Source organism: Nostoc sp. KVJ3 (genome assembly GCF_026127265.1).
GTDB lineage: Bacteria > Cyanobacteriota > Cyanobacteriia > Cyanobacteriales > Nostocaceae > Nostoc.
The window spans coordinates 126,028-140,635 of sequence record NZ_WWFG01000002.1 but is presented as its reverse complement, the minus strand read 5'-3'; the positions used below and the strand labels follow the sequence as shown (position 1 = coordinate 140,635).

The 14,608-nt window shown below is 40.3% G+C and carries 9 protein-coding genes; 3 read left to right on the top strand and 6 right to left on the bottom strand.

Going from position 1 to position 14,608, the window contains the following annotated elements; all coding sequences use genetic code 11:
* Window positions 1-11 precede the first annotated feature (11 nt).
* Together GTQ43_RS16875 and GTQ43_RS16870 are read left to right on the top strand one after the other, a co-directional pair.
* Window positions 12-809 (top strand): hypothetical protein, encoded by a 798-nt coding sequence (locus GTQ43_RS16875; protein ID WP_265273902.1) that lies wholly within the window; start codon window positions 12-14, stop codon window positions 807-809.
* A gap of 11 nt (window positions 810-820) precedes the next feature.
* Window positions 821-3,112: a dynamin family protein gene (locus tag GTQ43_RS16870; RefSeq protein ID WP_265273901.1), complete on the top strand. Its 2,292-nt coding sequence runs from the start codon at window positions 821-823 to the stop codon at window positions 3,110-3,112.
* A 36-nt stretch (window positions 3,113-3,148) separates the two neighbouring features.
* On the opposite strand, the gene GTQ43_RS16865 is transcribed toward GTQ43_RS16870, so the two are convergent.
* The 5 genes from GTQ43_RS16865 to GTQ43_RS16845 all read right to left on the bottom strand — a co-directional run bounded on the left by GTQ43_RS16865 (window position 3,149) and on the right by GTQ43_RS16845 (window position 12,652).
* On the bottom strand, window positions 3,149-3,895 hold the full coding sequence (locus tag GTQ43_RS16865; RefSeq protein ID WP_265273899.1) for a Uma2 family endonuclease: 747 nt from the start codon (window positions 3,893-3,895) through the stop codon (window positions 3,149-3,151).
* 128 nt (window positions 3,896-4,023) lie between these two features.
* Entirely contained in the window at window positions 4,024-9,162 is a 5,139-nt protein-coding gene (locus tag GTQ43_RS16860; RefSeq protein ID WP_265273898.1) for an eIF2A-related protein, read from the bottom strand.
* Window positions 9,132-10,469, bottom strand: coding sequence for a KAP family NTPase (locus tag GTQ43_RS16855; protein ID WP_265273897.1), 1,338 nt, complete (start codon window positions 10,467-10,469; stop codon window positions 9,132-9,134). Before GTQ43_RS16855 ends, GTQ43_RS16860 begins: the two co-directional genes overlap by 31 nt.
* Before the next feature lie 832 nt (window positions 10,470-11,301).
* Window positions 11,302-12,159: an SDR family NAD(P)-dependent oxidoreductase gene (locus tag GTQ43_RS16850; protein WP_265273896.1), complete on the bottom strand. Its 858-nt coding sequence runs from the start codon at window positions 12,157-12,159 to the stop codon at window positions 11,302-11,304.
* Between the two features lie 262 nt (window positions 12,160-12,421).
* Entirely contained in the window at window positions 12,422-12,652 is a 231-nt protein-coding gene (locus GTQ43_RS16845; RefSeq protein ID WP_265273895.1) for a hypothetical protein, read from the bottom strand.
* Between the two features lie 454 nt (window positions 12,653-13,106).
* Here GTQ43_RS16845 and tatC point away from each other — a divergent pair, with 454 nt between their 5' ends.
* Window positions 13,107-13,907, top strand: a complete 801-nt coding sequence (gene tatC / locus GTQ43_RS16840; protein ID WP_265273893.1) for a twin-arginine translocase subunit TatC — start codon at window positions 13,107-13,109, stop codon at window positions 13,905-13,907.
* Window positions 13,908-13,950: 43 nt separating this feature from the next.
* Here tatC and GTQ43_RS16835 read toward each other — a convergent pair whose 3' ends face one another.
* Window positions 13,951-14,565 (bottom strand): hypothetical protein, encoded by a 615-nt coding sequence (locus GTQ43_RS16835; protein ID WP_265273892.1) that lies wholly within the window; start codon window positions 14,563-14,565, stop codon window positions 13,951-13,953.
* Between the last annotated feature and the right edge of the window lie 43 nt (window positions 14,566-14,608).

Genomic DNA, 14,608 nt, shown 5'->3' with positions numbered 1-14,608 from the left:
GATTATTCAATATGCGAGACCATAATAACGATTTAGAAAGTCGATACAAGCAGATACTTGATAAAATCTCTCCTCAAATAGAAAAGGAAAGTTTTGGTATTTTACATACAGTAATACACATAATTCTTCAAAAGGAAAAAGCGAATGCCGATAAAATTTGTTCTGATTTTAAAATTAATAAACTTACATCTTTAGAAACAGATTTCAATTTTGCTGATAAAGTAATACACAAACCTGTTGAACTGCATCTTAAACTATTAACATATCAACAATCAGAAAGGGAGAAAATAATGAAAAGCTGGATTGTACTAATAGCTTGTGTTCTTGTGGGTGCATTAGGCTGTATAAAATTTCTTGAGAATACACAAAAGCAAGAAGATAAACGACAAGGAAGGAATAATGGGAAAACTCGACAGACAGAAAAGGTTGTACCTGTTGTTCCTCCTCAACCTGTCACAGCTGCGTTATGCCTTGTTGTACCTGCATCTGTTGCAAGCACTATTAAAGATCAACCTCGAATTAATACTTATCTAATAGAAGCATTAATCGATAAAGCATCATATTTTATGTGTACTAATCTGGAGATTGCGGAATTATTAAAGCTAGAGTTTACCAATGAAGATATTACAAAAATTAGTGAGAATAGAGAAGTTTTCGTCAGAATCAATATTCAGAATGGGCAGGAAATGATTGGTAAGACATCAACTTATATTTTAAAGAGAAATTTATCTTCTTCAGGTGAAGGCAACGTTGTCACATTAGCTCCTTTGAAAAATTTATCTGGACTAGAAAAATTTTATTGCGTATGAGGAATCTTGAAATGGATTGGAAAACAGCATCTTCTTATTATGAGGCTCGTTTAAGTGAAGCCCTAAACGTACAGCGATACGCGGTTAATTTAGCTAATTTACCTCATGCTGAAGTTCCATCTCAATTAAAATCAATACTCTTACAAGAAGCAGAACCAGCCCGTCGTCAACTTGAAAGGCTGAAAAAGCGAGAGTTTCGCATTGCAGTTGTCGGTTTAGAAAAAGCGGGAAAAAGTACTTTTATTAATGCCTGGTTAGAATGCGATTTACTTCCAGCCAAAGGAGGAAGGTGTACATTTACAACAACGCAAATTTATTCGGTTGAAAATGACACCGAGCAAAAACTTGAAGTACAAGCGAAAACAGAAGAACAATTTATCAATTTATTAAACGAGCTTGAAACAGCAAAAGCCCAAGAAGATATCAAAACTATCCGAGAAAATGAAATTACTTTGCAGCAAGTAAGAAGAGAAGGTAATCGGACTTTTCCATTTACTCGTTTAGACGATATTAGGGAATCACTCAAGAAGTATGTAGCAGACGAAAAGTATGCTCATGCTGTTTTAGAAGCGAGACTTTATACTAACAAACTTGCCCAAGCTGAAGGTATTGTATTTTATGATGTTCCTGGTTTAGATTCAGGTTTAGCAAAGCACGTTGACGAAGCCAAGGAAATGCTGTCAGATTGCGATGCGGTAATATTAGTACAGCGTTTTACTAGCCTGAGAGAGAAAGAACTAGAAATCATCAAATTCACAGAACTTGGTGACAAAAACATTACCGTTGCTGATAAACTCTTTGTATTTTTAAGTCGTATTGACTCGTTAGCTACTCCAGAAGCACTTAAAACTCATATTGAAGAAGCATCTCAAGATTGGTTTAAACGTGCCAAACTTCCACAGGAACGTATTATATATGGTTCGGCGGGAGCATATCTAATTTTGAATGGATTAGCTGGAGAACAGACAAGGTTAGAGATTGGTGATACAAGTAATATCCAAGCCCAGTTAAAAAGATTAACTGGAATTATTGATGATGAAACTTTAAATAAGAAAGGTACTGGAATTCCAGAAATAAAAGAAAAAATATTTAATTATATTAATACTGAACGTGTATTTATATTGAAAAAGAGATGCGAGGCTTCTATAAATACAATCTTAACTACCTCGGAAGAAATTTATAATTTAGTTAGCAAACGTTATCCTGAAAACCCTGAAGAAGCAAAACGATTTGAAGAAGACCGTAGACGAGTTTTGTTTAGCGAATGGTGGAATCATAGATGGGAAGAGAAGAAAGCTGATCTCCAAAAATTTTATGATTCTTCTGTTGCCAATAGCTCTCTCGATAATTTAACCGCGAATTCTGCAACCAGCCTCGCAAAATTTAAAGAGAGATATCTACAAATTGTCGCTAGTGAAATTCAAAAACTGAAAGCAGAAGTATTTATAAAAAAAGATATTATCTTTGCTGCTAACTCATTCCCACAGTTTGACCGCATGAAAGCTAATTTTGCTTGGCGTGAAGATTTATATGGCGACATTAGCAAGCTTTTATCTTCTATAGCCCGACAACTCGCTCTGGAATTGAAAGATGAGGCATTAAAATTAGTCGAATATATGACAAGCTTATTATGGAGCAGTAAGCAAGTAAAAGAAAGATTAATTGATAAATCGGAAGAATACTTTTTATCTAAACTAGAAAATAGCTTAAGTGTTCTATTTTTACGTTTTGCCCGTCCGGTTGCAGAAGTATTAATTCGCGCTCCACTTAATAGCGATGCCCGCGATAAAATTGCTAAGAGTCTTGGTGTAGACATTGAAATAGTTGATAACTATTACACGGGTGAAGAAGTCGCTTTTCAAGTTCTCAAAAGATATGCAAAATATGGTTATAAATTACTCTATAATCCTGAAACGAGGCAACAAATTTTAGGGTTAACAGGAGTTGCAGCACCTATTATTAATGTTTTTACACAAACGACTATAGATATTTTCAGCGAATTTAAATCTCCCCAAGACGATGTAATATTTGAAGTTGAAAATGATATTAATGCTTTTGAAGAGTACTTGCGTGCTGCAATTTTTGAAGCCGCAGGTTTTGAATCGTACTGCATTCAAGAACTCAAGGGCTTGATTGATAGTTTTAGAGAAAAGCAAGGCACATGGATGGGGGTAGCACTTAACGAATGGTTGCAAGAAAACCCACTTTTGTTGGCAGAGATACCACCAGAATTGCGATCGCAGGAGTCTAACTTAGAAGTTAGCGATCGCTTGCGCCAATTATCTACTGCATTAAAGAAGTAGCATAATAACATTCTTTAATCCATCCCCAATCAAATATTAAACTTCGTCAAGATTTATTCCAAGCTGTCTCAAGCGTTCTTCTAAACGCTGGTTTTTTTGTTGTTCTTGTTCTAATTGAGATGTTAATAACTGCGATTTCTCCTCACCAGTTAGTAATAAATTTCCCTGTGCATCCCACCAACGCAACCAAGGTGCTGTAGTATTTCCATACTGTCCCTGCCAAATACCCAATTCTACACCCATCAAGGAAATTTCATAGTGTCCACGTTCGTTAGCTGTGAGTTGCTGATATCTACCATCAACTAAGTGATAAACCTGAATCGCAGCTTTGCTAAATTCGTAAATGCCGTAAAAAGGTACGCGGATTGCTTGCTCGTATACCCAGAATTTACCAGTAATGGGAGTATTATCTCTTTCTTCTGAACCATTCCCAGAAGCGAATTCCAGTACAATTAGGGGAGCGACATATTCTTGCCACAACACATAGGAACGCCGAAACTGACTATTTAACATAGGTGCAACATTGGGGACGTAAAACCAATCGGGTGCTTCTGCACCGCGTTCAGGTGGTTCGGTCAAACGCCAGTAAATGCCACAATCTTGACCAATACAATACTGTTTATCTGGGTGAATTTGTTGTAATACACCTTGAAGGGAGTCGGTTAAAAGTATGCTTTGTGGGTGTTCTTGAAAATTTTTCACAAAGGTTCCATCTGACTCTGGTAACTCAGTATGATCGGGAAGGTGAGTAATGCCTAGTTCGGAGAGTTTGGCAATAGTCATTGAACTTTGGCGCTAGTGAATCAATTTACTTATCTTAGCACCGCTCCTAATACTGTTCGGTTAAGGCAAGAGACGCGATAAATCGTCGTCTTTGGGATCTCAATATCGTCTCTTATAATTCTTCAGCATCACCTACCAGAACACAAGGAGCGATCGCCCCTGGCGTTGGCGGAGCCATCGCTCTTTATTACTTTCTGATTAGTCTGCAAATAATCATGTAACAAATGGCAACCCTGCGCCAGTAAGCTTTCGAGTTGGATATCTGCCAAATTTTGGAAGATTACTGTGCCGTTACCACTACCCGCAGCCAGAGTCTTACCATCATGACTGAAACTGACGCTGGTTAACTCAGCTTCATAGCCTTTCAAAGCAATCAGCAATGTCCCTTCTCGGTTCCAAATCCTCACTTTGTCATCACTGCTAGCGGCTAAAGTCTTACCATCGGGGCTAAAATTCACACTGATGAAGCTGTCGCCATCCCCCGCAAGAGTATTTAGGATATCACCGTCCCGACTCCAAAGTTTGACGGTGCTATCAATACTAACTGAAGCAATTACCTGACTATCTGGCGACCAAGCAACTCCATTTACTCGGCGGCTATGACCAGTTAAGTTGTATAGGAATTTACCATCAGTAGTCCAGATTTTCACGGTTTTATCATCACTGGCTGAGGCTAGCAATTTACCATCGGGGCTAAAACTTACCCAATTCACTGCATCTTGATGTCCTTGCAAGGTGTTGAGTAGTTTACCGTCTCGACTCCAAAGTTTTACTGTTTTATCTTTACTAGCTGAGGCGATTATTTGACTATTTGGCGACCAAGCAACACTTAAAACGGTATTATTATGACCCTGTAAAGTATTGAGCAGTTTACCGTCAGGACTCCAAAGCTTTACAGTTTTATCTTTACTAGCTGACGCTATTACTTGACCATCGGGGCTAAAGCTAACTCCCCAAACTTGGCCTTGATGCCCAGTGAAAGTACGGAGTAGTTTACCGTCTCGACTGAAGAGTTTTACAGTTTTGTCTCGACTTGCTGCTGCTAAGGTGCGATCGCCTGGACTAAAACTGATGCTAGTTATCCAGTCATCGTCATCACTTTTAGGCTTTCGTAATAATATATCATCCCAATGCCAGAGTTTAATAGTTTTGTCTCGACTTGCAGAAGCTAAGGTATGACCGTCTGGGCTGAAACTGACGCTGTTAACCCAATTATTATGTCCCTTCAGGGTTCCTAGCAACACACCTTCAAAACTCCAAAGTTTGATTGTTTCGTCGGTACTTGCGGAAGCAATCGTGTTACCATTGGGGCTAAAACTGACGCTGGTAACTCCAGCACTATGACCTGATAAGGTTCGCAGTAATTTACCCTCCAGATTCCACAGTTTGATTGTCTGGTCTAAACTAGCAGAAGCAATAGTTTTCCCATCGGGCGACCAAGCTACACTTTTAACTGCATCATCATGCCCCTGTAAGGTTTTGAGCAGTTTACCATCCCGACTCCACAATTTTACTGTCTTGTCAGCACTCCCGGAAGCAATGGTTTGTCCATCGGTTGACCAAGCAACACTCAAAACTGCACCATTATGTCCTTGTAAGGTTTTGAGCAGTTTACCGTCTCGACTCCACAGTTTTACTGTCTTGTCTGTACTTGCTGAAGCGATAATTTGACCATCTGGGCTGAAACTAACACTATTCACTACACCCTGATGACCTAATAGATTAGCAAGCCGTTGACCGTCTCGACTCCAAAGTTTCACCGTCTTATCTTGACTCGCGGAAGCAATCGTTTGACCATCTGGGCTGAAACTGACGCTATTAACGACATCTTCATGTCCCGATAAGGTTTTAACCAAGCTACCATCAGGATGCCAAAGTTTAATTGTATTGTCGGCGCTGGCTGAGGCAATTAAAGAGCGATCGGGACTGAATATAGCACTATTTACTCCCGATATATGCCCCTCTAAGCGGTTATATTCTCTTAACCCGGAAACTGCTTGATAAAGTGCCGTTTGTACTTCTTGTTTTGTATAGGAATCTACCCAGAGTGTTTGTTGTAATTTTTTCCCCGCCTTTAAACCTTCTTTTAAAGAATCAATACCTTTTTGGGAGGCAAATAAGGCTTCACTGGATGCACTGAGAGTTTTAATTTCGCTATCTACTGCTGTGACGATGGAAACACTTAATCCTAATATGGCGAGAACGGAAGCAGTTAGGGCAATTTTCAATGAACGATTTAATTGAGTTTCACTGAGTCTCTGTTTCTTTTGACTTTCTGCAAGTTGAGTTGTTAGCTCTTTTTCCTTTAATTCAGCTCGCAATTGCTCAATTTGTAACTGACTCAATTTTTCCCGTTTGTGTAGTTCTCGCAATTCTGTAAATAAGTCTAATCCCTGTTGGGGATGAGTATCTGCCAATTTGAAGCGCTGCTTTTTTTGACTAAGTTCGCTTTTAAGTCGCTCAATCTCAGCTTTACTTTGTTCTACTTTGTAGCGCAACTGATTTAGTTGTGCCTGTAAACTCGATTCTTGTTGTTGTAGGTAGCGAATTAAGTCTACTAAATAATCGTGAATCAGTTGATAGCGTTCTGGGACATCAGGAAATAGTACGACTAAACCGGAGCTAACTAAAATGTTTAATACTAAGTCTAATTTGCCAGCATCTTCTAACTCTGCTAGCTGTACTGCTAACTCAGCACGAGTTTTAAAGGGTCGGTTGTTACTTTCATCTGTTAATAAGTATAAGACGAGTAAGGCGGCTCGTTCATTTTCTGGGCCACAGTCTTTAATTAGTTCCTTCAGGTATCGCTCAATCAGTTTGTTGGGTCTATATGGCTGATATTCTTCTAGTGTAGTAATGCGTTCATCTTGGATTTGTGAGCCGACAACTTGCAATTCAATGGGGCGGACTTCTCCAAATTCTGTGGATAAATCTTCGACTAAGGCATCAATTAAAGCAGGTTCTAAATTAAACTGCGATCTCTCGGTCAATTTTTGGATAATTGCTTTAGCATATTCTGGCGAAAAGTTATTCAACTGGTAGCGAATATGCTTATCGAGAATATTATTATTAATCGCTTCCAGTGCCGAAAGATATTTAAAGTCTAATAACCGATGTAAATAATCTTCTCGCAACGAAAGGATAACCTTGACAAAGGGTATGTTCAGACAATCACTAATAAATTTATCAAATTCTTGCTTTTGCTTGCGATCGCTATAACCAAAGAAAAATTCTTCAAACTGGTCAAAAATTAAAACTGTGATCAAATGGTTATCAGCATTTTGTTTGAGTTGTTGTAAAATCCTCATGATGCTGATAGGTGTGCCAGAGTAGGGCAAAGCCTCCGCCGTTTCTAGTTTAATATCAGCGTAGATGGCCAGGGATGCATCATTAGACATCGCCTCACTTAAAGATCTTCCTAATTCTCGCGCCCAGTCGGTATAAACTTGCAGTACCACAGGTACGGCTATTTGATCGCCAATAGCTCGATTTTGCAGGGCGGGAACTAAACCCGCCGTGACGGTAGAACTCTTACCCACCCCTGATTGACCATGAATCACTGTCAGCTTTTGATCGGCGCGGCTAATTCTGCCAATTAAGTTATTAATATCACGCTCTCGACCAGAAGCCGCAATTTCTAAAGCAACGCTACTACTCCCAGAAGGTGCCATCAATGCCGGGTTTGTGGCTTGTCTTTGGGGTTGCAAACGTCCTGCACCAATAAAAGCGCGAAAACCGTACTGTTGCTCAACAGAACGCCGTTTTTGGCGAATGTAATAGGCTTCTAAATAGCGACTTTCTTCAAAGTATAGCGATCGCAGTCTCCGCAATAAGCGAATATAACGATGGGCATCATATTGATGGGAACTGTTTTCTAAGGCTGCCGGCAGTTCTTTTGCGGCCTTTTCTAAGTATTCCTGAGCGATGACTAGCTCACCTAAGTTTCGCTGTGCTTTTGCCAGCACTAAATAGTAAACTTGCCCCAGCAGTAATGGAAATAAGCAGTTATAAGGGTCATTGTGCTTTTGAGCTTCAGCTAATTTTAGCAGTGATACGTGTGCTAAAATACTCGCCTGTACCCACCTTGACTGCTGCACAGCCACTTGTGCCAGAAAACCGTAGTCACAAGCTAATTGAATTTGACTACCATAAGTTTGATGCAACTCTAGAGACTTTTCGGCAACTGTCTGCAACTCTTCCCACTCTTGCAGATATTGCAAAATCTCAGCAAGTTGACCAATAAATCCCGCAACCATATCTAAACGCCCAGCCACCTGCAAGATATTCAAGCATTGCTGAAAATAAGATTTCGCTGTGAACCAATGACGACGGCTTTCTGTTTGATTTTGCTCTGCTAAACGGCAATAACACAGCCCAGTATAAAACAGCAAAATTCCCTGTCGCAGAAGTAGTGGCGATGGGGGAGATGGAGGAGATGGGGAAGAAAATGCTTCTTCATATTTCTCTATTCCCTCATTCTCTTTTTTGGCCAAATTTTGCCAAACTTGAAAGCTTTGCTGAAAATGCCTTAAAGCTGTATTAATGCGATCGCTAATATAATTATCTAGTCCAAAAACAAATTCTAAACTAGCGTATAATTCTGGCTCTAAAGTAATACCACGCTCGTGCAACTCTTTGATGGCAAAGTGGAGTTCATAGCTATGTTTCCAGACTTGCTCGACAGTGGAATAATGCTCTATAACTTGAGTAATTTGGTGTTGTCTTGCATCAGTTGCTAACACCGTAGCAAATAAAGAATTAGTTTCCTGTTGCAAAAATTGCAGCAGTGATTGAGTTGTCATCTCAAACCGAATCGGTGTAGCTGCCCAACTAGCAAAATCTGGTGCTAAACGCGCTACCTTTTGCAAGACTTCCTCATTTACCCACAAAATCATCGGAAATGGGTGGCGTTTGCGAAATTCATCGCGAATATGATTGATAGACCTCAGTAAATCATCGATTCCATCTACTGACTCTAAACCCAAAATCATCAACGCCGATGGCGGATTATCCTCAGTTACCAGTTGTAAATGAATACTTGTGTAAAGGCTTCTAGCATTATGGGGCAGAATTACCTTTTGAATTTGGTGTACTCCTGAAGAGAGTTCTTCGAGTCGTTGCAACATAAGCTCTTGCAAAATTCGATAATTGCAGCACACCAAAACCAGGGAGAATTGACCGCTAGAAAGGGTAATTGCTCTCCCCAAACTTCTTAAAGCCCGCTCATTAGCTGCTCTTATATCTGCCTGTGGGTGTCGTTCAACCATGATTTAAATTTTTCCGTCTCTGCTAAAACTGGGTTGACGGCAAACCAAGCTCCCTGATGATCGCGGTATTCAAATACAAATAAACTTCGCAATAGGGTATGGTATTCTATATCACCTCTCACCCGTTGCTGTTGCACCACCTGAAAGATTAGTTCCCATTCATGAGGGTCGATAGCGTTGGCTCGGTAATCTCGCTGTCTTTGAATCACCAATTCGACACACTCCCGATCAAAAGGTGGATCTTGTTCTCGCAGACAGTCAAACAGTAACCCTAGTAAGTCGCGGACATGACCACCACTGATCAAGCACAACCGATCTAAGGTTTCCAAACTATCAAACACTTCTGTAATTAAGCCTAACCGATCGCTAGGTAAAATGTCTGGAAAAGCTCTAGCTAGTACCATTTGTCGCATCATTGTTAGCCCTTGAGGAAAAATCTCTCCAGAGCGTAGACAGACAGGGATCATCGGTAAGACTTTTGGTGCGACTCCTCCCCCTAAACGGTGTTGAAGTTCGGCGCTATCGTTGGAGAAAGTCAGGGCTAAAGGAATAGTGTAGACTACGTGACAATTTAGTTTGCGTAACTGTTCGCCCCGCTCAATAAATAAATATTCTGGCAGCGATCGCCCCGATGGTAAAGGTCGAATTGCAACTCTATCTAAGTTATCAACAATAACCACCAGACCTTTTTTACCTCTCGATTTGAGTTGCTTGTTGGCAGGTTCTAGCAATTCTTGATTAATTGACTGTAAAATATTTGCTGTTCGCGGTTCTAGATAATCTCTTAACCGCCGGCGTAATTGTGGGCTTTCTTTAGCTTTAGCTGTAATTTTACCAATTCCCACAGACAATTCTGCTTCTACCCCAAGTTCAATTGGGGTATGTAAGAAATCGACAAGTTCACCAAAGAGTTTGGTAAAATAGCCAGGTTTGAGCCTAATTTTTATGGCTTCTAAGCTTTCACTCACTTGTCCTGCGATCGCTAATAGAATATCAGTCACATCCACATCTGCCATTTCTAAGACATGGGTAGACTCAAAGTAAACTACATGAAATTGCTGCTCTTCTAACTCAGCTTGGAGGCGTAACAACTCCGTTGATTTTCCACAGCCGAGATGTCCTGTAAATAACTGACAAGTTGGTGCATCCGGTGAGATTCGGGCGATCGTGCGTTGCAAAGCTTCGATAATTTTGCCACCCCGCACCGCAGCAAAATCGATATAGTACCTGCGATCGCTGGCATTTCCTATAATTAGAGGTCTACTCGGATTGCAAGCCTGATAAAATCTTTCTAAATCTAGGAGCATAACTAATCAAGTTCACTCAGGAATGGGGATGACAAAATTTACTAGATAAATCTATCGATTTTAGAAAATTTATGACTTATTTTAATCAAACCTACTAACTAAACTAGCAACATTTCGGATAATTTTTCATGTATCTGTTATGTTTAGCACAAACTAATGCTCAGATTTTAGTTAAAGCAAGTAGAAATACTACTATAAGTACAAATTGCAAAAATCTCGAATATTAAATAAGGTACTCTTATGAATATTAAAAATATCCAACCCAAAAAAAGGTACTATTAAGTACAATTTTGTAGCTCTCTTGAACCAATCATTTAAAGGGAATAGGTAACAGACAACAGAACCCATGTTGAAAAACGCGGGATTGAAACAAGGATGTTGTTTTTCGAGACGCGCAACGCGAGAAAAACATCTTTTTTTCAGTGAAGCTTTAGAAGATGTTTTAAAAGTCCTCTGGTCGGTAGCAAAAAGTTTTAGATCCCCCTAAATCCCCCTTAAAAAGGGGGACTTTGATTCTTCCCCCTTTTTAAGGCTACGGTGTACACACAAATCTGAAATAGCTGATTAACCAAGGTTTTACCCCACCCTAACCCTCCCCTTATAAAGGGGAGGGAACTAGATTTCCGGTTTCCCCCCAATATATCGGGGGGATTAAGGGGGGTAATTCGACTTGTGTGTACACCGTAGCCTTTTTAAGGGGGGTTAGGGGGGATCAACAAGTGCCTAAAATTACAGCCAACCACTTTTAAAACATCCTCTTAGACTCACAACTTAAGTTTCTTTTCTATTCCCTATTCCCTATTCCCTATTCCCTATTCCCTCCCCTTATAATCTACAACCCCATAGAGTATAAAATTATCTTGTCATGTAGCTTGTCAGGCAAAATATGCTTTAGTACTGCTCCAATTTTGGCATCTTGTCCAACAAGATAGCGCGTCTTAGGCTGTTTTGCAGTCAACGCATGGACAACAGTTTGAGCCACAATATCCGCGGAAATTCCTTTAGATGCGAGAATCTGCATTTTCTTGCGGACAATATTCATCGCTTGACCGTAAAGGTTTTGTGCCGATTGTGGTAAGTCATGCTGTGCTACCTCAGATTGACTTAGGGATTTTTCCCAGATTGGGGTAGCAATAGAACCAGGTTCAATAATTGAAACCGAGATTCCCCAGGGTCGTAACTCCATCCGCATGACATCAGTGAGTGCTTCCAAGGCAAATTTAGAAGCATTGTAAGCTCCCAAGAACGGCGCAGGACTCCTACCAGCAATGGAACCCATATTGACAATTCGACCCCGACTTTGGCGTAAAAGACCAAGAAAGGCTTGTGTTACTGCCAATTGTCCGGTGACATTAACCTGCATCTGGTATTGAAATTCTGCGATCGCTAATAATTCTAAAGGGCCAGGGATAGCAACTCCTGCATTATTCACCAAACCTAAAATTCCAGTACCACCGACTGCATTTGTTACCTTATCAACCGCCGCTGCGATCGATTCAGCATCAGTAACATCTAAAAAAATTGGAATGAGCCTTGGCGATCCTTTCTGTTTAAGTGTTTGAGCATCAATATCTTGACGCACGCCAGCAAAAACAGAGAAGCCCAACTGGTCTAAAAGCAAAGCACACGCTTGACCAATTCCTGTTGAGGCTCCTGTAACCACTACTGCCCGTTGATGTTCTACAATCATTAATTTTCTTTTTTTATGATGGGACTACCGTAATTCCGAATTACGAATTAATATCAAACTCACCTTTTGCTTTACAGACAGGAGGGAAGCCTCTGCCATGAGGTAAAGAAGTTTGATTGAACAAGAACATATCTTTTTTGTGCCGTGCATCTCGAAAAGAATGTTTCTAAGTTTTTGCCACAAGTCAGCAAGATTTATACCTCTTTCTTCCCCCTGCTCCCTGCTCCTCTGCCCCCTGCTCCCTGCCCCCTGCCCCTGCCTATCAATCTTTGCAAGTGCCAGCCCGAAGACAATCTTCGGTTTGGTCATCCCTAGCTGATATTTGCCACGGCAATATGTGTGCCTGAGCATTTGTACTGTAAGCAATGACAGCAGCTATTACAGGAAACTGGTCTTTGACAATTATCACGTCACTACCATCAGTATTGCCTAGCTCAACATTGTATAAATAAACAGGCAATGCCATAAGAGCAATGCAAATTCTCCGGTTCATACCCAACCTCAGCTAAAAATTTCCGATTGCGCTATGTATAGATAGATGCCATCTTGATGAACCGGATTTTTTAAGACTGAGTATTATATGTTGATGTTGTGTGAATTTACCCAGCGCTACTAGTCGCAGAGACGTGATTTCTAAATTATCGGTTCCACCCTTTTTTTAGGTTAGGCATTGCCTACAAGATGGCTTCCTACTAACTTATGCAGATGCAACCCCAAAAAACAGGATAAAAAACCCATAGCACCCAAAAACATATCTTGGTAACTGCATTCCACGGATAAAATAATGAAGAGTGCTGTTAGCAGTAGCGGAGCATTTAGCCTCTCACAAAAGACAGGCTATATGTCAAGTGCAAAATTACTAACTATTAAGTTATTTCCAAGTGCTGAGTGAAAAATCTTACTCATTACCCAGCACTCAGTTACAAATGTTGCCTATTAGTTGACCCATGACACCTTCACAAGACGTAGATACAGATACTCAAAACGTTCCTAATACCGACCCAGAAGGGTATGGCAACTCAGATACAGATCCTCTTGATGAGTTGCCAGGTGAAGTTGAAATGTCTCTTTTCGACCACCTAGAAGAGTTGCGACAGCGCATTTTCTATTCGTTGATTGCCGTAGTAGTGGGCATTATTGGCTGTTTCTTTGCAGTTAAGCCCATTGTCCAACTACTTGAGGTTCCAGCACAAGGAGTAAAATTTCTCCAACTTGCACCCGGAGAATATTTCTTTGTCTCCCTCAAAGTTGCAGCCTACACAGGTTTTGTACTGACTAGTCCTTTCATTCTTTACCAAATTATCCAGTTTGTACTTCCAGGATTGACTCGCCGCGAACGCCGTTTACTGGGGCCTGTAGTTTTGGGTTCGAGTGTGCTGTTTGGGGCGGGGTTAGTATTTGCCTACTTACTGCTTATCCCCGCAGCTTTGAAATTTTTCATCAGCTACGGGGCAGATGTAGTTGAACAACTTTGGTCAATAGATAAATATTTTGAATTTGTACTACTACTGTTATTCAGCACTGGTTTAGCATTTCAAATTCCCATCATTCAATTGTTGCTCGGTAATTTAAATATTGTCTCATCTGAAAAGATGGTTTCTGGTTGGCGTTACGTAATTATGGGAGCAGTGGTTTTAGGAGCCGTCCTTACACCTTCTACTGACCCTCTAACTCAAAGTCTCTTGGCGGGAGCAGTTTTAGGACTTTATTTCGGTGGTGTTGGGCTGGTGAAGCTCACTGGTAAATAATGCGATCGCATTGTTTCAATTTCAAATTCCCAAAAATCTCAATTTAGTTGATGAGTGCAGTTAGTAAAATCCTAACCACTATTTCCAACTCTTCAGTAACACGATACAGGTTGATTGCTTGCTCAATACGCTGTGTCTGTCGATATAATCTACCAAATTGCCAAACATTACCTGTTGTTACTGCTCCTAATATTTCTGTTTGAGTAGAATCAGTCCATTTGTCAAGAGCGATCATCTCAGTTGCCAGTTGTGTAAATCCCCTATTTATATCTGCTTGCTTGGCTTCAATCACAATTAAATTAGTTTGTGTTCTGAGGAAATAATCAAAATTACCTTGAAGTTGGTTATCAACTTTGATATTGTATTCAATTCGTAATTTAGCGCGAGAATAGTGAATTAAATCAGTAACTATTGGTGCAATTAGCATTTCCCGGCGTGTAGCTTCGTTCTCTAAATCTACATACGGTAAGACTTCTTCAATTCGCTGTTTGAGGTTGCTAAGTCGGTCTAATGTGCCGGAATATTGTGGTAAATCAAGAAATTTCCGCTCAAACGAATAACCAAATTCAGCAACTAAATCGTCAACCGCAAACCCTAACTCAAAGTAATTGCTAAAAGTATACGAGCGATTTGGGTCTAGCAATGGTTGGCGGCTCATTTGAGTTTCCTTGATGTCAATATCTTTTACTAAGGTATTTTTG

Bases quoted from the DNA above. Each gene is read 5' to 3' on its own strand.
- GTQ43_RS16875 (WP_265273902.1), top strand. From the start codon at position 12: ATGCGAGACCATAATAACGATTTAGAAAGTCGATACAAGCAGATACTT.
- GTQ43_RS16845 (WP_265273895.1), bottom strand. From the start codon at position 12,652: ATGAACCGGAGAATTTGCATTGCTCTTATGGCATTGCCTGTTTATTTA.
- GTQ43_RS16865 (WP_265273899.1), bottom strand. From the start codon at position 3,895: ATGACTATTGCCAAACTCTCCGAACTAGGCATTACTCACCTTCCCGAT.
- GTQ43_RS16850 (WP_265273896.1), bottom strand. From the start codon at position 12,159: ATGATTGTAGAACATCAACGGGCAGTAGTGGTTACAGGAGCCTCAACA.
- GTQ43_RS16835 (WP_265273892.1), bottom strand. From the start codon at position 14,565: ATGAGCCGCCAACCATTGCTAGACCCAAATCGCTCGTATACTTTTAGC.
- GTQ43_RS16855 (WP_265273897.1), bottom strand. From the start codon at position 10,469: ATGCTCCTAGATTTAGAAAGATTTTATCAGGCTTGCAATCCGAGTAGA.
- GTQ43_RS16870 (WP_265273901.1), top strand. From the start codon at position 821: ATGGATTGGAAAACAGCATCTTCTTATTATGAGGCTCGTTTAAGTGAA.
- tatC (WP_265273893.1), top strand. From the start codon at position 13,107: ATGACACCTTCACAAGACGTAGATACAGATACTCAAAACGTTCCTAAT.
- GTQ43_RS16860 (WP_265273898.1), bottom strand. From the start codon at position 9,162: ATGGTTGAACGACACCCACAGGCAGATATAAGAGCAGCTAATGAGCGG.